This is a genomic window from Actinophytocola sp., from assembly GCF_045807065.1.
GTDB lineage: Bacteria > Actinomycetota > Actinomycetes > Mycobacteriales > Pseudonocardiaceae > Actinophytocola.
The window spans coordinates 1-18,328 of the sequence record NZ_JBJMIE010000084.1; the positions used below are offsets into that span (position 1 = coordinate 1).

The 18,328-nt window shown below is 68.6% G+C and carries 23 protein-coding genes; 16 read left to right on the plus strand and 7 right to left on the minus strand.

Annotated elements, in window-relative coordinates; all coding sequences use genetic code 11:
* The coding region (locus ACJ73U_RS04605; protein WP_407776252.1) for a tetratricopeptide repeat protein at positions 1-1,118 on the plus strand (1,118 nt) is incomplete at its 5' end.
* Positions 1,115-1,273 carry a helix-turn-helix transcriptional regulator gene (locus ACJ73U_RS04610; RefSeq protein WP_407776253.1) on the plus strand — a complete coding sequence of 53 codons (159 nt, stop codon included), beginning with the start codon at positions 1,115-1,117 and terminating at the stop codon, positions 1,271-1,273. The genes ACJ73U_RS04605 and ACJ73U_RS04610, both read left to right, overlap by 4 nt.
* A 21-nt stretch (positions 1,274-1,294) precedes the next feature.
* Here ACJ73U_RS04610 and ACJ73U_RS04615 read toward each other — a convergent pair whose 3' ends face one another.
* Complete coding sequence (locus ACJ73U_RS04615; RefSeq protein ID WP_407776254.1) at positions 1,295-1,564, minus strand: hypothetical protein; 270 nt, start codon at positions 1,562-1,564, stop codon at positions 1,295-1,297.
* A 107-nt stretch (positions 1,565-1,671) separates the two neighbouring features.
* Here ACJ73U_RS04615 and ACJ73U_RS04620 point away from each other — a divergent pair, with 107 nt between their 5' ends.
* The 5 genes from ACJ73U_RS04620 to ACJ73U_RS04640 all read left to right on the plus strand — a co-directional run bounded on the left by ACJ73U_RS04620 (position 1,672) and on the right by ACJ73U_RS04640 (position 4,221).
* A complete protein-coding gene (locus ACJ73U_RS04620) occupies positions 1,672-2,031 on the plus strand; it encodes a hypothetical protein (protein ID WP_407776255.1) in 360 nt (119 codons plus the stop codon).
* Positions 2,009-2,404, plus strand: a complete 396-nt coding sequence (locus tag ACJ73U_RS04625) for a hypothetical protein (RefSeq protein WP_407776256.1) — start codon at positions 2,009-2,011, stop codon at positions 2,402-2,404. The genes ACJ73U_RS04620 and ACJ73U_RS04625 overlap by 23 nt, the downstream gene beginning before the upstream one ends.
* A 75-nt stretch (positions 2,405-2,479) precedes the next feature.
* Positions 2,480-2,824: a hypothetical protein gene (locus ACJ73U_RS04630; RefSeq protein WP_407776257.1), complete on the plus strand. Its 345-nt coding sequence runs from the start codon at positions 2,480-2,482 to the stop codon at positions 2,822-2,824.
* Positions 2,821-3,225 carry a hypothetical protein gene (locus ACJ73U_RS04635; protein ID WP_407776258.1) on the plus strand — a complete coding sequence of 135 codons (405 nt, stop codon included), beginning with the start codon at positions 2,821-2,823 and terminating at the stop codon, positions 3,223-3,225. The genes ACJ73U_RS04630 and ACJ73U_RS04635 overlap by 4 nt, the downstream gene beginning before the upstream one ends.
* Before the next feature lie 714 nt (positions 3,226-3,939).
* The gene (locus tag ACJ73U_RS04640; protein WP_407776259.1) at positions 3,940-4,221 is read left to right on the plus strand and encodes a WGxxGxxG family protein; all 282 of its coding nucleotides are present in this window, start codon (positions 3,940-3,942) and stop codon (positions 4,219-4,221) included.
* 110 nt (positions 4,222-4,331) lie between these two features.
* Here ACJ73U_RS04640 and ACJ73U_RS04645 read toward each other — a convergent pair whose 3' ends face one another.
* Positions 4,332-4,661 (minus strand): STAS domain-containing protein, encoded by a 330-nt coding sequence (locus ACJ73U_RS04645; protein ID WP_407776260.1) that lies wholly within the window; start codon positions 4,659-4,661, stop codon positions 4,332-4,334.
* Between the two features lie 677 nt (positions 4,662-5,338).
* On the opposite strand from ACJ73U_RS04645, the gene ACJ73U_RS04650 reads away from it, so the two are divergent.
* Together ACJ73U_RS04650 and ACJ73U_RS04655 are read left to right on the plus strand one after the other, a co-directional pair.
* A complete protein-coding gene (locus ACJ73U_RS04650; protein ID WP_407776261.1) occupies positions 5,339-6,559 on the plus strand; it encodes a hypothetical protein in 1,221 nt (406 codons plus the stop codon).
* A 72-nt stretch (positions 6,560-6,631) separates the two neighbouring features.
* Positions 6,632-6,976 (plus strand): LuxR C-terminal-related transcriptional regulator, encoded by a 345-nt coding sequence (locus ACJ73U_RS04655; RefSeq protein WP_407776262.1) that lies wholly within the window; start codon positions 6,632-6,634, stop codon positions 6,974-6,976.
* Positions 6,977-7,116: 140 nt separating this feature from the next.
* On the opposite strand, the gene ACJ73U_RS04660 is transcribed toward ACJ73U_RS04655, so the two are convergent.
* From ACJ73U_RS04660 to ACJ73U_RS04675, 4 genes are all read right to left on the minus strand, one after another.
* On the minus strand, positions 7,117-7,641 hold the full coding sequence (locus tag ACJ73U_RS04660; protein WP_407776263.1) for an RNA polymerase sigma factor: 525 nt from the start codon (positions 7,639-7,641) through the stop codon (positions 7,117-7,119).
* A gap of 138 nt (positions 7,642-7,779) precedes the next feature.
* Positions 7,780-8,400, minus strand: coding sequence for a hypothetical protein (locus ACJ73U_RS04665; RefSeq protein WP_407776264.1), 621 nt, complete (start codon positions 8,398-8,400; stop codon positions 7,780-7,782).
* A gap of 111 nt (positions 8,401-8,511) precedes the next feature.
* Entirely contained in the window at positions 8,512-8,856 is a 345-nt protein-coding gene (locus ACJ73U_RS04670; protein WP_407776265.1) for a hypothetical protein, read from the minus strand.
* Positions 8,857-8,915: 59 nt separating this feature from the next.
* A complete protein-coding gene (locus tag ACJ73U_RS04675; protein WP_407776266.1) occupies positions 8,916-9,284 on the minus strand; it encodes a hypothetical protein in 369 nt (122 codons plus the stop codon).
* Positions 9,285-9,548: 264 nt separating this feature from the next.
* On the opposite strand from ACJ73U_RS04675, the gene ACJ73U_RS04680 reads away from it, so the two are divergent.
* The 4 genes from ACJ73U_RS04680 (at position 9,549) to ACJ73U_RS04695 (ending at position 12,988) form a co-directional block, all read left to right on the plus strand.
* Positions 9,549-10,667, plus strand: coding sequence for an AI-2E family transporter (locus tag ACJ73U_RS04680; RefSeq protein ID WP_407776267.1), 1,119 nt, complete (start codon positions 9,549-9,551; stop codon positions 10,665-10,667).
* A gap of 113 nt (positions 10,668-10,780) precedes the next feature.
* Positions 10,781-11,341 carry an NUDIX domain-containing protein gene (locus ACJ73U_RS04685; protein ID WP_407776268.1) on the plus strand — a complete coding sequence of 187 codons (561 nt, stop codon included), beginning with the start codon at positions 10,781-10,783 and terminating at the stop codon, positions 11,339-11,341.
* A 122-nt stretch (positions 11,342-11,463) separates the two neighbouring features.
* Positions 11,464-11,637 (plus strand): hypothetical protein, encoded by a 174-nt coding sequence (locus ACJ73U_RS04690; protein ID WP_407776269.1) that lies wholly within the window; start codon positions 11,464-11,466, stop codon positions 11,635-11,637.
* 103 nt (positions 11,638-11,740) lie between these two features.
* Positions 11,741-12,988: a multiprotein-bridging factor 1 family protein gene (locus tag ACJ73U_RS04695; protein WP_407776270.1), complete on the plus strand. Its 1,248-nt coding sequence runs from the start codon at positions 11,741-11,743 to the stop codon at positions 12,986-12,988.
* Here ACJ73U_RS04695 and ACJ73U_RS04700 read toward each other — a convergent pair.
* Positions 12,972-15,893: a tetratricopeptide repeat protein gene (locus ACJ73U_RS04700; protein WP_407776271.1), complete on the minus strand. Its 2,922-nt coding sequence runs from the start codon at positions 15,891-15,893 to the stop codon at positions 12,972-12,974. The two genes, ACJ73U_RS04695 and ACJ73U_RS04700, sit on opposite strands and share 17 nt — an antisense overlap.
* 63 nt (positions 15,894-15,956) lie before the next feature.
* Here ACJ73U_RS04700 and ACJ73U_RS04705 point away from each other — a divergent pair, with 63 nt between their 5' ends.
* From ACJ73U_RS04705 to ACJ73U_RS04715, 3 genes are read left to right on the plus strand one after another with little or no spacing between them, the layout of a single operon-like run.
* The gene (locus tag ACJ73U_RS04705) at positions 15,957-16,613 is read left to right on the plus strand and encodes a vWA domain-containing protein (protein ID WP_407776272.1); all 657 of its coding nucleotides are present in this window, start codon (positions 15,957-15,959) and stop codon (positions 16,611-16,613) included.
* A gap of 5 nt (positions 16,614-16,618) precedes the next feature.
* Entirely contained in the window at positions 16,619-17,437 is an 819-nt protein-coding gene (locus ACJ73U_RS04710) for a protein phosphatase 2C domain-containing protein (protein WP_407776273.1), read from the plus strand.
* On the plus strand, positions 17,428-18,231 hold the full coding sequence (locus ACJ73U_RS04715; protein ID WP_407776274.1) for a hypothetical protein: 804 nt from the start codon (positions 17,428-17,430) through the stop codon (positions 18,229-18,231). The genes ACJ73U_RS04710 and ACJ73U_RS04715 overlap by 10 nt, the downstream gene beginning before the upstream one ends.
* Positions 18,232-18,328: the final 97 nt, after the last annotated feature.

Genomic DNA, 18,328 nt, shown 5'->3' on the forward strand with positions numbered 1-18,328 from the left:
CACTGCGCGCGAACACAGAGACACTGTTCCACAACGCCGCCGACCATCTGCTGGCCAGCAGCGTGCACCCAGTGCTGTTCCGCGCGATCCGGTCCTGCGGGGAGACCGGCCTGCTCACCACGGCCACGAACCACGCGGTCCGACTGCGCGACCGCGCCCTCGAACACCTCGGCCCCGACCACCCCGACACGCTCGCGACCCGGCAGAGCGTGGCCTACTGGCGCGGCGAAGCAGGCAACGCCGCCGGCGCCGTCACCGAACTCACCGCAGTGGTCGCCGACCACGTGCGCGTGCTGGGCGCCGACCACCCCGCAACACTGAGCGCACGCGGCAACCTGGCCTACTGGCGCGGTGAAGCCGGCGACGCACATGAAGCCGTGACCGACCTACGGGCACTGCTGGACGACCACCAACAGATACTCGGCCCCGACCACCCCGACACACTCACCACCCGCCACAACCTCGCCCGCTGGCAAGGCGAGACCGGCCACCCCAAGGCGGCAGTGGCCGAGTTCGAGTCACTCCTGGCCGACCGCCTCCGGATCCTCGGCCCAGGACACCCACACACGCTGACAACACGCCACAACCTGGCCCGCTGGCGAGGCGAGGCCGGCGACCCCACCGGCGCGATCACAGAACTCACCACACTGCTCGCCGACCGGCACCGGATCCTGGGCCCGGACCACCCACAAACCCTGGCCACCCGCCACAACCTGGCCCGCTGGCGCGCCGAATCCGGCGACCGGGACACCGCAATACGCGAACTCGCCGACCTCCTCGCCGACCACCTACGCGTACTCGGCCCCAACCATCCCGAAACCCTCACCAACCGCCACAACCTCGCACTGTGGCGCGGCATGACCGGCGCCCACGACCGCGCGACAACCGAACTAAGACAAGTCCTGACCGACCGACAACGTGTCCTGGGCCCAGCCCACCCCCACACCTTCACCACCCGCGGCCTGATCGCATCGATGCTAGGCCAGGCAGGCGACATCCCGGCGGCAGTAACAGAACTGGAAGCCCTCCTCACCGATCAAGAACGGGTCCTCGGCACCCACCACCCCCATACCGCCACCACAAGGGCCGACCTGGCCCACTGGCACAGCATCGAATGACACCAGCCGCGACAGCCTTCGGCATCTCGCGCAGCCACGCCTACGAACTGATCACCCGGGGCGAGTTCCCGGCAAAGGTCATTCGCGTCGGCAATCGCTACCGGGTCATCACAGCGTCGATCATCCGGGCGCTGTCCGACGGAGCCACAACCTGAGGTCGCGTCAGCCGGTAATGATCACACTCCCAGCGCCGCGAACACGACCGAAGCCACTACACCGAATACCACCAGCGCGAGCGCGATCCACACCCGCTCGACCGCGCGCCGCCCGGCCCCGGCGACCACCGCACCTATCGCGAACCCGCCAGCAGCCATCAACGGCACCCCAACCACAACTCCCTCCAGTGTGGAACTGCTAGTGATCACGTAGGCCGCGAACAGCGGCCCACCCGCTGCGGTGATCACGGCCACGCGATTCCGGAGCGGCCCCCACACATCACCGCTCACCGCATCCTCCAACGGGGCGACAAACTGCACAGACCAGCCGATTCCTCCCGCATCGCATCACCCACTGTGCGAACCTAACACCGCAGCGCGACCAAACAGTGGGTAACGTGGCCTTCTTCGTCCGACCGGAGGCGCTCGACGCCTACGCGAAACTCGTTGAACGCAACGGCATCAATCTGTCGTTGACCAACGTCCACCTCGCCGGCGAGTCACGGTTGGAGAACACCGAAGGGCTGTGGATCCAACATCTGCTCGACGCGCATACACAGACCGTCGACCGGATGCTGACCAGCCTGTCGCAGGGCTTCAACCAGATGGGCGCGAGCGCCGACGAACTCGCTCGCACAGCCGCGTCCTACCCGCTCGGTCGACCAGGCCCAGGCGGTGAACCTGGACAACGCCTACCCCGCCTCGCCCCGCCCGCCGGTCGGCGAACCCGGACCCGTGAGCTCGCAGCGGCCGGGTGAACAGGGGCCGACCGAGGCGGTCGCCGGCGACGACATCCGCAATCCGCTGACCCACCTGACCGAACCTGGCAACCCACCCGACTTCAGCGATCCAATGGCCTTGTTCAACACGTTGGGTGACTACCTCAGCCCGACCTGGTGGATCAACCAGGTGCTCAACGACACCATCGGTGTGAATCCGATGGAATATGTCAACCAGCTCGTCGTCGGTGACTGGAAGGGCTTCGCCCGGTGCGGGACCATGTGGCCCCAACTCGCCGGCGCGGCTGATGACATCGGCGACAACCTGGACAACGGGCTGCGCTGGCTGGCCGCGGACTGGGCGTGGCAAAGCTGGCGATGCGGCGGTGTACTACTTCGACTATGCCGGTAAGGCACTGCACAGCCACGCTGATGTATTCCGTGCGCTGCACGACAAGTACGTGGACATCGCCCGAGACGTGTGGCTGTGCTCGAAGACGCTTGCCGACATCATCAAGGCCATCATGGACGCGGCTTTCGTCGCCGGGCTCGCCGTGTTGGCCGCGCTTCACTCTCCTGGACCGGGATCGGCGCCGGGATCTCCTGGAGCGTCGCGGCTTGGCAGTGCTCGCAGATCCTGAAGCTGTGGGGCGAGGCCAGCTCCGCGATCGCCACCATCCAGACGCTGATCACCGGGTTCGCTGGGATGGCCACCTCGCCCGACGAGATCACTCTGCGCGAGATCACTCCGCTGCCGATGCCTGTGGTCGGCTACGACCACCTCGGGGTCGCACCCGAACCGGCCCGGCCCCGACAGAAGGGAGAGCTGTGAGTACTCGCCCGTTCGACCCTCTAGCCGACCTCGCCCTCTCCCCGACGCACAAGGCAGCCGCGCGCAAACAGCTGGACCTGCTCGCCGAGCAGACCCGCCACCCCGAGTTGCGCGACCTGGCTCGCGACGTGTTGTCCGGACGCGTGAACCTGCGCGGCGCGCTGGTCGACCCACGGGCCACCGCCGTGCTCGACGAGCAGGTCGGCCGGTTCACAGCTTGGTATCACGAACTGTCGGCCGACGAGCGCGCCGAGCACGAGCGCCAGGCAGAGCAGTTCGCCGAGGACGCCAGTCGGGAGGCCGCTGCCCCCACTCCGCCGAGATCTCGCTCCCGGCCACGCTCGGACAACGAGGACGAGTGGGAAGAGCCGCGTCCCATCCTCAGAAAACGGCGGCGATGAGCCGACTCGTACTTGGGCTGGTAGCGCTGCTTGTCACAGCGAGCTGGGGTCTGCTGCACGAGTAGGTGACAGTGGTAGTCACGCAGCCTGGCTGGCTGGCGTGGTCATGATTGCTTCGTATTCGATGGGGGTCGCCAGCGACGAGCGGCTCGGGCAGGTAATCGGCAAGGTATGGCCGGATGCCGCTACCCGAGCGGCAGACCCGTTCGCCGGAGTCACGGTGTCCGACGCGATGCGGGACGCCGCAACCGGACCTGACTGCGCTCCGTTCTCCTTCTAACGCCGTTCGCGACCCGTGTACGAGTCCGATTCCCAGCGGAAAGTCGGTCGAGGCGAACGCGTCTTTCAGCGTGTGCGCACGGCCTCGACCCGGCCGCCGATGCGCCTGTCGCGAACCAGGCAGCAGCCATCGACGGCATCCTCGCCACGACTCCCCTCAGCGTGGAACCTTGGGTGGTCGCGCAGGCAGCGAGCACTGGCTCAGCCGTCGCGGTGAACGGGGCCGCCCGGCGGCGGAGCGGTTTCCATACTCCCACCGCATCAGCCAGAAGGGTGGCCGCCGGAGGTTCGGCGTATGAGCCTTTCAGGCTATTACAGTTGCGCTCCATCACCTTCTGGTGACTGATCGGGTGAAGTTTTTGGTTGGTTGTTCTGCTTGCTTGTGGGTGGGAAGTCTGGGGTGCCCGAGTAGGCACGCGAGGAGGTCGAACGTTCATGAAGCGTGGGGTTCGGAACGGCGTTGTGGCTTTGCTGTTCGCGTTGGTCTTTGTTGCGGGGTCTGTTGGGTCCGTGGCGCACGCGCAGGCGGACGTTTCCTATGCCTCCGTGCAGAAGTCCGGGGAGCACGAGAGTGGGGACGACGACCAGGGGCTCTGGGGACTGCTGGGGCTCCTCGGGCTGGTTGGGCTCGTTGGGTTGGTGCGCCGAGGGCGGCGTGGGGATCAGCTCGCTGGGCCGGCGGCCGCGCCGCCGGCTACGCGGTCCGAAGAGTGGTGAAACGTGCGCCGGCCGCTGTTCTGGAAATGAATACTTGGAAAGCGGCGGCCGGCTCACGGTGAGAATATGCTTCTTGGCTATAGGTGGCGATAGCGCGCATAATGAAACTGTCAGCGGAGGGCGTCGGTCAGGTTTCCGTGTAGGGTCAGGATTGCGTCGAAGCCCGTTAGGTGGATGGTGCGTTCGCAGGGGCGGGAGGCCACCACCACGCGGACGTCCGTGCCCTTGCGGTTCGCCGTGGTCAGGGCTACCAGGCCCGCGGCGGCCAGGAAGGTCACCGCGGACAGGTCTATCACCAGTATCTTCGGGCCGCCGTGCAGTGCCAGCAGGATCGACTCGCGTAGGGTGGGGGCCGTGGCGATGTCGAGCTCGCCGCGGACGCGCAGCACTACTGCGTCGGCGCTGCGCTCGACGGTGATGTTGAAGGCCGTCATGGGCATCGCGCTTCCGGTGGGTGCACGGTAAGCCTGCGGCGCTGGGCCGGCTTCCCGCCGCCCTCAGTTCTCGTGTCAGGGCTTGGTGGCTAGTGGTGGGCGCCTTGGGCTCGGTGGTTGGGCGTTTACGTTCTCGCTGAAACCCCACCTGGGGCTGGGGTGGGTCTCGTCTCGTAATCGTCACCTCTTTTCCCGTTTGAGCGCCAGTGTGTGGGGGCAGCGCGTCGGTGCGGTGATTTCGGTACGTCACCGTTTGCCGGCGCTTTTCGCGTTTTCGGGTTATTACATGGTGGGTGCGGTCTCCCGGTGGTGGTGGGTAGTGGCCACTTTGTGTGAAGTAAGCACCCTTGTATTGATCAGGGATACCGTTCGGGTGAAGTTCTGTTACGTCTGCGCATGGGTCTATGGCGTGGGTAGGTTTGCCTTGGGTGTTAATCACCGGAAACGGTGGTTTTGGGCACGATTGTCCGCTCTGTCACCGAGTGGTCCGGTCCTACGCCCGACAGAGGGATTGGTTCCCGTTACCGAGGCGCCGTTCTCCCGACGCGAAATCACACTCCGAATTCACGTGACGCGATGGAGTGGCGCGCTGTCTCTTTCGGGTTGCTTGTGAATTGAGCACCGATTTTCGGGGGTAACTTTCAAACGTCCGAGATCGTCCAACGATCACGAAGGAGACAACAATGCCGAAGTTGGCTGGTCGCGGTGTGTTTATCGCGGCCCTCGCTGTGCCGATCGCCATGGTGGCGGCACCGCTGGTCGCGTCCGCGGAGGGAACGGGCGCTGCGGTGACCGATCAGGCACAGGCTGCCACGGTGACCCCCTACGAAGAGGCCGGGTCCGTGGCGCACCACTGGCCGAACAACATCCACGTCAACAACTACGACACGGACAACGAGAACGGCTTCGAGGCCGACGACAACCAGGTCGTCTACCAGATCAACGGGATCCACAACAACGACGTCGCGGGCAACAACGAGAGTGACGACGACGTTCTCGTCGACGAGGACACGGACGTCGACTACGCCTCGAACAACGACGTCGAGGGCTACGGCAACGACGTCAACAACGGCGACGCCAACGACGTCGACGGCGCGTACGGCGAGCACGTCCCCTGCGGTTGCAATGACGACGAGGACATCGACGGCGCCTACGGCGACTACTACTACGACAGCGACTACTACTACTACTACGACAGCGACTACGGCGACCACACTCCGTGTGCGCACGACGCCGAGGTCGTGCCCATGTACGGCGTGGACGCCGCCACGAGCGACAACGTGGCCGCTGACGACAGCGACGCCATCATCGGTGACAACAACGACATCACGGCCGAGAACAACGATGTCGCGCTCGACCAGGATGTCGCGACTGATGACAGCGACGTCGTCGCTGACGACACCAACGTCGTCGCCGATGACACCAACGCTGTGGCCGACGACACCAACGTCGTCACCGATGACAACGACGCTGTCGCTGATGACACCAACGTCGTCACCGACACCAACGCTGTCGCTGACGACACCAACGCTGCCGCTGATGAGAACGACGTTGTGAACGCTGACAACGACGTTGTCGGCGCCGGCTACGAGGACGCCTCCGCGGGTGCTGGTCCGGAAGGTGCCTGGGTAAGCACGACCGAGTCCGGTTCCTACTCGACCGGCATCGAGTCGGGCTACGGTCTCAATGACGACTCGGCTGGCGCTTACTACGAGATCGCGGGTGCCGCTGCCGACAGCAACGGCGCTTACGCCCAGAACACCGAGAGCGGTGCGGCTCAGTACGGCGGCTACGGCTACGGCAACGGCGGGACCGGTGCCCACCACGAGTCCGCCAGCGCGGCCGCGGGTGCCGATGGGGCCTGGGTCGCCGACACCGAGAGTGGGGCCGGCTCGCTGAACTGACGAACGAGATCGATCATGGCGCCGGCTCCCCACGCCCCGTAGGGAGCCGGCGCCTTCCTCTTGGGAGACAGAGTGAGTCACGCTTCGTTGCTCGAGAACACGTTGTCGGACAAGGAACTCGCGGTGGTGCGGTTGCTCGCCGCCGGTCTGCGGACGAAGCAGGTCGCGACCCGGTTGGGCATCAGCATGACGGCCGTGTCGATGCGGCTGCGCCGGGCCGCCGACGTCCTCGGCACCACCACCGCCGTGCAGACCGCGGTCGCGTGTGCGCGTCTGGGACTGCTCACCCCGGACACCCGGCGAGCGGTGCGGGTGCGGCGTGGACTCGCGGACCGGCACGCGTCGACGTGTGCGCTGCTGCGACCGCCCTCATGCGACTGCACCGCCGAAAACGTCGCCAGAGCCACAGGGTCGTGAAGGATCTTTGAGCAGCGGTGCGCACTCACGCAACAGTTAGCTCAGGGGAAGTTGACGACACCCAGCCACAATCCACCTCCGCACCCGCACCGATGGCCGAAAAGGCAACCAACACATGAAAGGGCGGGGAGGCGGACCAGCTAGTACACGCGGCGCGGCGGGCGTACCTGCTCGAGGTCGCGGTGGTCGAACGTGTCGAAGTGGGTGAGCACGGGTTCGAGCTTGGTCAGGCAGCGGATGACGATCTGCGAGATGTTCGACGACGACGTGCGCACGATGGTCGCGATCTCGCCGACGCTCAGGCCCTCGAACAGGCGCAGCCGCGTCACCTCGCGCTGCCGTTCGGTCATGTAGTTCATCACCCGGAGGATGCGTTGCCGCGCCTCGTTCGCGTCGACCCGGCGCATCGCGACGATCGCGGTGTCCTCCACGGGCTTGAGGGGCTCGTCGGGGAACGGGCCGGCCAGCTCGGCGCCCACCTGTGCGGTGAGACGGGTGAGGAAGTCCAGCCAGTTCGGCTCATCCGCCGGCGGGTCGCTGATGGCCACGACGAACGCCTCATGTGCGACGTCGGCGGGGTCGAGGTCGGGGCGCAGGCGTGTCCACCGCTCCGCTACGGCCAGCATGGCGGACACGTGCTCCCGGTAGATCTGATCCCAGTTCACTGGAGCACGGACCTCCACCTGTCGCCGCGCGTGGCGAGCGCAGGTTCGTCGAATGCTGAGCGAACTTCGCATGGCAGACCAACCGCCAGGATGAAGAGGAACATCGACGGCCGTGGAATCGCGGGACAACGTCCCGCGCTAGTTCGGGTGCAGCTCGGTCTGGTGCCCGCTGGGCTGAGCGGCCTGGTGAGCGGCGTGGTGAGCGCCCATGGACTGCGGCACAACCTGCTCGGGAACCTGGGTGGGGATCGGACCCGTCTGCTCCGAGGAAAGGCGCGGCGGCGGCATGCGACGGGCGAGGACGCCGCTGTCGAACATCTCACGTAGCCCCTGCTCGCTCTCCCGCAGACCACGCAGCAGGGCGCCGGCCTTGTCGATCGCTTCCTGGATGACCGCGCGGGCCTCCTCGGCCGCCTGCGCGCGGCACACGTCCGCCTCGTGCTGGGCCTGTTCGATCAGCTCGACCCGGTGGCGCAGCAACTCCTCGGCGCGTTCGACGTGCTCCGCGGCGGCCGCGTGCGCCTCGGCACGGATGCGCTGCGCGTCCTGCTCCGCGGTGGTGATCAGCCACTGGACGGTCGCTGAGGTCTGCGCGTTGGTGTGGTCGCCGGTCTCGACGGAGAGTGCCCGGGCGACCGCCCGGTCCCGTTCCGCGTGGGCGAATTCGAGCGCGGTGCGGAGTTCGTGCAGTTCACGGTCGACCGCTTCGCGATCGTAGCCGCGGAGCCGCAGCGGGAAGGCGGAGACGTCCTCTGACATGTGAGGCACCCTGTTTTCTGTCGAGTCTTACTTCGCTTGAAGAGCCAGCAAAGGCAGGACCGGCCGAAGCCGGTCCTGCCTCTTACCCACCCAAAGGGACAAAAGAAGGGCTCAGTCGCCCTGGTAGGTGCCGCCGTCGGTGTTCTGGCTGTAGGCGCAGTTCTCCGGGGTCGCGCCGGTCGCCGAGCTGTCGCCCGGGGACAGGATCGGCACGTCGAGGCCGTTGAGGGTGTCCTGAACCGGAACCTGCACGCCCAGGACGTTGATGTTGTCGTCGCACACGCCACCGGTGACGTTCACGTTGTGCGCGAGGTCCAAGTTGTACAGGTTGAGCACGCCGGTCTCGTAGTCGTCGCCGCCGCTCGGCGCGTAGCCGGGCTGGGCGGACGCCTGACCGGCGAGGGGGATCATGCCAGCGGCGATCGCGGCGGCGCCGGCGATGAACTCTTTCAGCACGGAAGTTCGAACCTTTCGTTGGTGGGTGGCGGAGGATCCGCCACCCGGGGAGCCAGTGTTCAGTTGGACTGGACGGTGCCGCCGTCCTCGGCTGCGGACACGGCGCAGTTCTCGGGGGTCGCACCGACGGCCTCGTGCTCGCCGTCCTCGCCGGTGGGGGAGAACAGCGGCAGGTTGATGCCGTTGAGGGTGTGCTGGACCGGAACCTGGACGCCGAGCACGTTGATGTTGTTGTCGCACACGCCGACCGTGGCGTTGACGTTGTGCAGCACGTCAACGTTGTTGACGTTCACAACACCGGTCTGGGTCTCGTCTCCCTCGCCGCCAGGGAACTGGCCGACGTGGACACCCTCCGCGCTGGCGAAGCTGCCCAGCATGGACATGCCGGCGAACACACCCGCCGCGACGAAGCCGACTTTCTTGATCATCTCGGGATATCCCTCGGTTGTTCTACCAAATCTCGGTCTTGGTCCGATCTTGTTCGACCGGGACGCGACCATAGCGAAGTCGCGTTCGGACGATCCACCGCCGAAATACTTCTGAACGTTGTTATCCCCCATTGATGTTCTATCGGCGAATGGCAGGCACTTTTTGTGTGCGCTCCGCAGCGACTGGTTAACTCGAATGGGTGGTTTGAAGAGTTCGCCCCGCGGTGCGGCGACACTCGTCGCGCAGCGTGCTTCGCTTGTCACATGGGCGAGTCGGCGGGGTCGCACCGGGTGCCGGTGCCGCGCGGTGAGAACGGGGCAGTCGCACGGGCCGAGGAGGAGGCCCACGCCCTCCGCGCCCCGGGCCTGCCGCTCGGGCCGCCTGGTCGCCCGATCAACCGCCGCTCCGCCTTCTTCGTCGGGTTCACCGCCGCCGCCGGCGTGCTGGTCGCGGTCTTCGCGGCCTACCTCGTGGTGCGGGCCGCGGACGTGCTGGTGCTGATGCTGATCGCGTTCTCATTCGCGGTGGGGCTGCACCCGGCCGTCACCTGGCTCGCCGGCCGTGGCCTGCCGCGACCACTCGCGACCGCCGCCGTGGCACTCGGGATCGTCGTGTCGCTGGCCGGTTTCCTCGCCGCCACGCTGTTCCCGCTGATCGACCAGGCCGACCGGCTGGCCGGCCAGCTCGGGCGGCTGGCGAACGCCACGCGGGACCAGGACTCGCTGCTCGGCCGGCTCAACGCCCAGTTCCACCTCGACCAACACCTGCGTGGCATCGTGAGCGGTGGCGCGGTCACCGCGGTCGAGGCGGTGACCGGTGTGTTCCTGGTGCTGGTCCTCACCATCTACTTCCTGGCCGACTTCCACCGCATCCGCGCCGTGCTGTACCGGCTGGTGCCGGCGGCCCGGCGGCCACGCGCGATCCTCATCGGGGACCAGATCTACGCACGGGTCGGCGCCTACCTGCTCGGCAACCTCCTCGTGTCCCTCGTGACCGGCGTCGTCTCCTTCGCCTGCCTCGCGTTGTTCCGGGTGCCGTACGCGTTGCTGCTCTCGATCGTGGTCGCCGTGCTCGACCTGGTGCCGGTCGCGGGCACGCTGGTGGCGGCGGTCGCCGTCGCGGCAGTGGCGCTGACCGTGTCCGTACCGACCTGTCTCGGCGTGTTCGCGGTGCTCGCGGTCTACAAGGTGATCGAGGACTACCTGCTGCTGCCGAAGGTGATCGGCCGGGTGGTGGCCGTGCCGGCGGTGGTCACCGTGGTGGCCGTGCTCGTCGGCAGCGTGCTGGCAGGGGTGGCCGGCGCGCTCCTGGCCATCCCCGTCGCCGCGGCGGCGTTGCTCATCCTGCGTGAGGTGAGCATCCCGTGGCTCGACCGCAGCTGACGGTTCCATGATCGGCGAAACATGGCGGCGGGGTTCGGACGATTGGGCATATTCTAGCCGGATACCTGCTGGATCGGCTGGTTGAGCCGGGTGCGCGTGGTGTACTTGGCCGTGTGTCGGACGAGTGGAACGGGCGTGGGTGGCGCGCGTTGTTGACCGAGGTGCAGTTCGCCTCGAAGTGGTTCGAGGTGCGGCGGGACGACGCGCTGCGGCCGGACGGGTCGCGGGGGGTCTACGACCACGTGATAGCGCCGCCGGCCGTGACGGTGCTGGCCGTGGACGGGCTGCGGCGGGTGGCTGTCACGCGGCAGTGGATCTACACCCACCGCGAGCCGCAGTGGCGGCTGCCCGCGGGGCGGGTCGACGACATCGACCGGGATCCCGAGGACGCCGCGCGGCGCGAGCTGGCCGAGGAGACCGGGTACTCCGCCACCGGTTGGTGCCCGCTCGGCACCATCAACTGCGCCGACTCGTTGACCAACCACCGCGACCACTCCTTTCTCGCCACCGGGCTCACCGACCGCGGCGTACGCCAGCTCGAGCCGGGAGAGGCTGATCTCGAGGTCCACTGGTTGCCTGCCGACGAGCTGGTCGCAATGGTGCTCGACGGAAAGCTCCCGCACGCCGGCAGCTCCTTCGCGGTGCTGGTCGCGAAGGTGCGCGGCCTGCTCTGAAGGCGGTGTTTCCTGTTTCCTGATTAATTAGGAAACAGACAATATATTGTTCGCGAACATCTTCGTCATGAATTCTTCTGGTAGGCGCAACAAAGCGTCTCTCGAAAATCCAGGAGGAAATCATGTCGAGGCCTCGTGCTGCCTTTTTCACCGCCCGCTTCGTGGCCGTCGCCGGTGCCGCGGCCGTCGCGGTCGCGATCCCGCTGCTCGGCACCGCCACCACCTCCGGCGCCGACCCGACCCCGCCCCCGCCGTCGACGACGGCCACCACCAACGGGCACGACTGGTCGGACTGAGGGGTATTCCTGGCGCCGAGTGGTCACTCGGCGCCAGGAATGTTGCCAGATGCATTGTGCTGATGGTGTACTCGCCAGGTTGGACCCTGCTGGGGAGGTGCCGATGGCGGAGTCGTTCGGCGCATTGTTGCGGAATTGCCGGCTCGAGGCGGGCGTCTCGCTGGGGCAGCTGGCGCAGAAGATCAAGTACAGCAAGGGTTACCTCAGCAGGATCGAGAACGGGCACCAGCCACCCAGCCCCATGTTCGCCAAGCAGTGCGACCGCGTGCTCGGCACGGATGGGCGCCTCGCCGCGGCGGTGCCGGCCAAGACCACGGCGGCGGCGAACCACGCCACGTCATCCGGTGACGTCTGGGTACTCGAACTCGACGAAGGCACGCTCCGGTTCACCGAGGTGTCACGCCGCGAGGTGCTCGCCGGCGCCGGCGCCCTGCTGGGGTACGCCGCCACCCGCAACGCCCGCCCGGTCGTCGACGCCCCCACCCTCGCGGCGCTGCGGGCCTCCTTCGACCACTACCGGGTCCTCGGCACCATGACAAGCCCGTTGGTGGTGCTCGCACAGGTCATCGCACATGTCCACACGCTGCGCACCCTCGCGAACGGCAACCCGGAGCCGGCGCGCTCCGAACTGATGCTGCTCGCCGCCCGCGTCGCCGAGTTCGCCGGGTGGATGAGCCAGGAAGCCGGCGACGAGGTCAACGCCGTTCGCTGGACCGACTGGGCGGCCAGGGCCGTGGCCGCCCAGGATCCGCACTTCCCCAGCTTCGCGCTGTTCCGGCACGCCGAGATCGCGCTGTACCGCAACGATGCCCACCAGACGGTCGAACTCGCGCGACGCGCGCAGCAGGACAAGGACGCCGGTCCGCGGATCCTCGGCCTGGCCGCGCGCTGCGAGGCGCAGGGGCATGCGCTTGCCGGCGACATCCGCGGCTACGAGGAGGCCCTGGACCGCGCGGCCGGCCTGCTCGCGATCCCGGAGGACCACTACGGGCCGGTTCTCGGCTCCGCCAGCGTCCCGGACGAGGTGGCGCTGGCACGCGGCTGGTCCCTGTACGACCTCGGCCGCCCCGGCGACGCCGCCGAACTGCTCGACCAGCAGCTCATCGTCATCCCGTCGACCGCGCGGCGGGCCCGCGCCCGGTTCGGCATGCGCCGTGCGCTGGCGCACGCCCAGTACGGCGACATCGACCAGGCCTGCGTGGCGGCGCGCGAGGTCCTCGCCGACACCGCGCAGGTGGACTCGGCCACCATCCGGCAGGACCTGCGCGAGCTGTCCCGCACGCTCGGTCGCTGGCACACGCACCGCGTCGCCGTCGACCTGCGGCAGGAACTGATCAGGATGCTGCACTGACGCAGCCGCAGGTGAACGTCGCCAGTTCGGCGCGTACCTGGTCGGCCTCGGGGAGGCCGAGTTCGGTGAACTCGGTCAGTGCGTCGGCCCACTGGGTGGGCAGGTGCTGTCCGGAGGCGTGCAGGACCTCGGCGACCCGGTAGCTGGCGCGGGCGCGTTGCACCCGTTCGCCGGTGCCGGCGGACAGGTCGAGTGCGGCCCGGTAGGCGTGCAGGGCGGCTCGTTCGTCGTGCGCGGCCCGCGCGGTTTCGCCGCGGTCGAGGTAGAGCTGGGTGCGCAGGTTGGGGTCGACGACGAGATCGGCGACGTTGCGGGCGCGTTGCTGGTACTCGGCGGCCAGTGCCAGGCGGCCGGCGAGGCGGTGGGTGTTGCCGATGTTGTTCAGTGCGTAGGCCTCGCTGGCCCGGTCGCCGATCTCGGCGGCGATCTCGCTCGCTTCGGTGTGGTCGGCCAGGGCCTCGTCGAGTCGGCCGAGGCGTTGCCGCACGCAGCCGAGGTTGTCCAGTGAGTGCGCGAGGCCCATCTTGTGGTCGAGGGTGCGGAGGAGGGTGACGGCCGCGAGGTGCTGGCGTTCGGCGCTGGGCAGGTCGCCGCGCAGCTCGCTGACCACGCCCAGCAGGTCGAGCGTGTGCGCCTGGCCGCGATGGTCGTCGAGCTGCTCGTACCGCTTGAGGGCGGCGCCGAACTGCTGGGTCGCGGCCGGGAAGTCGCCGAGCTTGTAGGCGGCGAGGGCGATGCTGACCAGTGAGTCGGCCTCGCCGCGCAGGTCGCCGAGTTCGACCCACAGCGGCAGTGCCCGTTCGGCGACGGCGCGGGCGTCGGCGAGCGCGCCGGACCGGCGCCGCGCGTTGGACAGCCGTAACCACACGTGTGCCAGTCCGCGGGTGTTCCCGGAACCGGCGAGCACGTCCGCGGCCGTGCGCAGCGTCTCGTTCCAGTCGCGCAGGTGCCCGCCCATGTAGAAGTACCGCCACAGCAGCACGGCCAGCTGCCACGTGTGGTCGGGGCGATCGTGGCCGGCCGCGTAGTGGACCGCGGCGACCAGGTTGATCCGTTCCTCGTCCAGCCACATGCGTGCGGCCGTCGGGTTCGGGAACGGCGGCACCACCGCACACGTGGCCGACACCTCGGGTTGCTGGTCGCGGTCCAGCGGGAACAGCACGGAGACCGCGGCGGCCGTGGACACCAGGTAGAAGTCGAGCAGCCGGTCGACCGCGGTCCCCGGGTCCTCGGGTGGATGCGCGGCCAGGACGTAGTCGCGCAGCGGGTCGAGCATCTGGAAGCGCTCCGGCGCGGTCTCCTCCAGCAGGCTCATCCGGTGCAGGTCCTCCAACAGCCTTCTGGCCTTGGGCACGCCCATGAGGGCGGCCGCGCCCGCGGCGGACAGGTCGGGACCGGGGGCCAGAGCGAAGAACCGGAACAGGACGCGCTGTTGTTCGCTCAGGTGGTCGTAGGACACGGTGCACGCGACGTAGGCCTGTTCGGGGAAGTGCGCGTCCGGGCTGACCGGGGACGCGTCGTGCAGCAACTCCAGCAGGTGCGCGACCGGCCATTTCAGGTGTCGGCGGAACTGCGCGGCGACCAGGTGGATCAGCAGTGGCACGTGTCCGCACAGGTGGACGACCTCGCGGACCTTGTCGACGTGGCCGTGCAACCGTTCTGGCCGGATCAGGGACCGGAACAGGTCCACGGCCTCGTGTTGGGGCAGCGGTTCCAGACGGATGTGGTCGGTGGGGACCAACGCACCCTGGTCGCGGCTGGTCACCAGGGTGAACGTGGCGCCGAGCAGCGGCTCGACCTGTTCCTCGGACGCGGCGTTGTCCAACACGACCAGCGTGCGGGAGTCGGCCAGCGTGTTCCGGTACAACTCCGCCCGCGCCGCCGTGCTCTGCGGGATGGCCTCCGGCGGCACACCCAGGTCGGTGAGCAGGCGCTCGAGCGCCGCGTCCGGCGTGCTCGGGGTGACGTTCGGGGTGAAGCCCGTGAGGTCGACGAACAGGCGGCCGTCGGGGAAGACGTCGAACAGCCGGTGGGCCGCGCTGACGGCGAGTGCGGTCTTGCCGACGCCGGGCATGCCCGAGATCCACAGCACCGCCGGGCCGTCCTCGACCGCGGCGCGGGCGACCGAATCCACCAGCGCCAACTCGTCGGCGCGGCCGACGAACCGCTGCGGGCGAATCGGCAGCGAGGACAGCCGGTCGCCGTACTGGGCCAGCCGGTTCATGTCCCGCAGGTCCCGCAACACCTCCATACCGTGCTCGTTCAGCGCCTCACGGGTCTGGTGGTACACCTCGACCGCGCGGACGTGGTCACCGCCCGCGATCAGCGCACGCATCAACGCGACCGCGAGGCGTTGCTGGGTGCGGTCCTCCTCCCACGCCTGCCGCAGCCGGTCGCGGATCTCGCGGTGCCGGCCCGCCACCAGCTCCAGGTTCGCCAGCTCCACGAGGGCGTCGATCCGCATCTCCGCGGGTGGCGCGACGGCAGGGCCGCCGACGCGGTCGATGTCTATGTCGGACAGAAATCTGCCGCGCCACAGATCCAGCGCTGTATAAAACAACTGTGGGTCTTTCGCGCGCCGCGCCTGTTCGGACAAACGGGTGAAGCGAAACATGTCGATCATGTTCTGGTCGACGCGTAGTACGTAACCTGTCGGGGTTTTGTCGAACTCGACCCCCTCGACATCCTGGAAAACTTTCTTCAGCCGCGCGATGTAGCTGGTGACCAGGTCCGACCGAGGGCTCTTCTGGCCACGCCACACGTTTTCCTGGAGGTATTCCTTCGTCACGGTGTGGTTCGCGTTCAGCAGCAGGATCACCAGCACGAGGCGCTGCTGGTGGTCGCCGGGGTCCAGCTGGACGCCGTCATGCCACACCTCGAACGGGCCGAACAACCTGAAGTCCATGTCTGATCCAGATCTGGTGCGGGTGTGCACGTCATCCTCCCGAGCAAGCAGGAGGAGAAAAGAATGCCAGAACAAATCTTGCCGTTCTACGTCGTGTGCGACCAGTCGTATTCCATGACTGATCACCTGGACGCTCTGAACGACGGGTTGGCGCAGCTCCACGCCGCGGTGGGCACGGATCCAGTGGTGGCGGACAAAACCAGGTTCTGCCTGATCGGCTTCTCCGGCGAGGCCGAGGTCCTGCAGCCGCTGTGCCGGGCGAGCGATGTGGTCGGTCTCACAGATCTGACCACTCAGGCGGCCACCAGTTTCGGCGAGGCGTTCACGTTGCTGCGCCACACCATCGAGAACGACGTCGACGAGCTGAAGTCACGCGGCGACCAGGTGTACCGGCCGGCCGTGTTCTTCCTGTCCGACGGGCACCCGACCGACCACCAGACCTGGCCCGCCGCCTACGAGCGGCTGGTCGACCCGAACTGGCCGCCGCGGCCGAACATCATCGCGTTCGGCATCGGCGACGCGGACGCCACGACCATCGGCCGGATCGGCACGGTCCAGGCCTTCATGAGCCAGGGCGGGGTCACCCCGGCGGACGCGCTGCACTGCTTCGCGCGCGCCCTGACCACCTCGGTGGTCCGCTCCCAGGACGACGGAGAGGTGGCGTTGCGCGTGCCCGCCCGGATCGACGGCTTCACCACCCTCCGGATCGACCCGCTATGACGGTCATGAAGGAGTCATGGGGGGATGCCGGCGTCTTCCGGCCACGCGAGCTGGGTCCGCCGTCGCGTGCGGCCGGCGCGCCGTGGCGGCTGGACGGCGTCGCGGACGTGCCGGACACGGTCATCGAGGCGGGCCGCGTCGGCGGCCTGGAGATCCGGGCCGCGTCGACGCGTGGCCCTGGTCACCGCGCCCGCGGTGAGGTCAGGCAGGACGCGCTCGGGGTTACCGACCTCGGCGGGCGGTACGTGCTCGCCGCGGTGGCGGACGGGGCGGGCGCGGCGTCCCACGCCCATCGCGGCGCGCAACTCGCCGTCCGGCACGCGCTGGGGTACCTCGCCTGGGCGCTGCCCGGCTCGGACCTCGACGTCGTGGACATGGTCGGCGCGCTGCGGAAGGCCGACGAGGCGCTGCGGAACGCGGGCCCGGCGCCGGAGTCCCGCACGACCACGCTCACCGTGGTGGCCGTCGAGCTGGGCTGGGCCGGGCAGGGGCACCGGTACCGCGCGGTCCGGGTGGGGGACAGCCCGGCGATGGTGCTGACCGGCGGCGTGTTCGTGCCGCTGTTCGCGAGGCGGGCGCAGCTGGACGACCGCCTCCCGGTGCCACGCGGGCCCATCGACGGCAAGCGGGGCGTGCTGCGAACGGGGGAGGCGCTGGTGCTGGCGACGAGCGGGCTCGGTACGCCGATGCCGGAGACGCCACTGGGTGCCTACCTCGCGGAGGCGTGGGCGGAGCCGCCGGGGCCGGTCGCCTACCTCTACCACCTGCAGTTCGACCTGCGCGGTTTCGAGGACGACCGGACGGCGGTGGTGATGTGGGCCTGAACGACGTGGCGCTCGCCGACCTCACGGCCGCGGCCAGGATCGCGGACGGCGGTCAGGGCACGGTGTACCGGCTCGCCAACGCGCCCGGGACGCTGTTGAAGCTGTACCACTCGGACATCGCGGTCCTGCCGGACGAGCTGGGGCGGCTGATCGACACGGCCCGGGGTGACCTGGGTGCCGCGCCGGTAGCGTGGCCGAACGGCCGGGTGTTCGACGGCGGCCGGTGCGTCGGGCTGCTCATGCCGGAGGCCCCGGCGGAGTTCGCGACGTCGCTGGCCGGCCGGCAGCTGTTGCTGGAGCTGCAGTTCCTGCTGTACCCGCGGCGGGCGATGTGGGCGGACCTGGTCCTGCCGACAGGTGGGGAGCGCCGCCGGCTCGCGGCGGCGTACGTCGAGCTGTTCCGGGTGCTGCACGGGGGTGGGGTCGTGGTGGGGGACGTGTCCATGCGCAACCTGCTGTGGACGCTCGCCGGCGGCCCGTCCGTGTTCGCCATCGACTGCGACGGGTTCCGCCTGGCCGGGCGGCCACCCGCCGTGCGACCGGCGGGCACGGCCGGGTGGGGGGACCCGGCGCGCCCGGGCGAGGCCACCGTCGACACCGACCGGTACAAGCTCGCGCTCGTCACGCTGCGGGTGCTGCTCGGCAACCACTCCGTGACGCCGGAGGACGTGTGCGACCGGGAGTTCCTGCGGCGCATGCTCGGCGCGGACCTGGCGGCGCTGGCGGAGCACTCGATCCGTCCGGGTGCCCGGCCGCCGGCGGAATGCTGGCTCGGCGCGCTGGGCGGCATGTGATGGGCGTGTTTCCTGTTTCCAGTTCCGGTCGACACCGGGGAACCGGTATCGCCGCGGGCACCACCGGCGCATTCTGGAATTCGGTAATCGGATATAG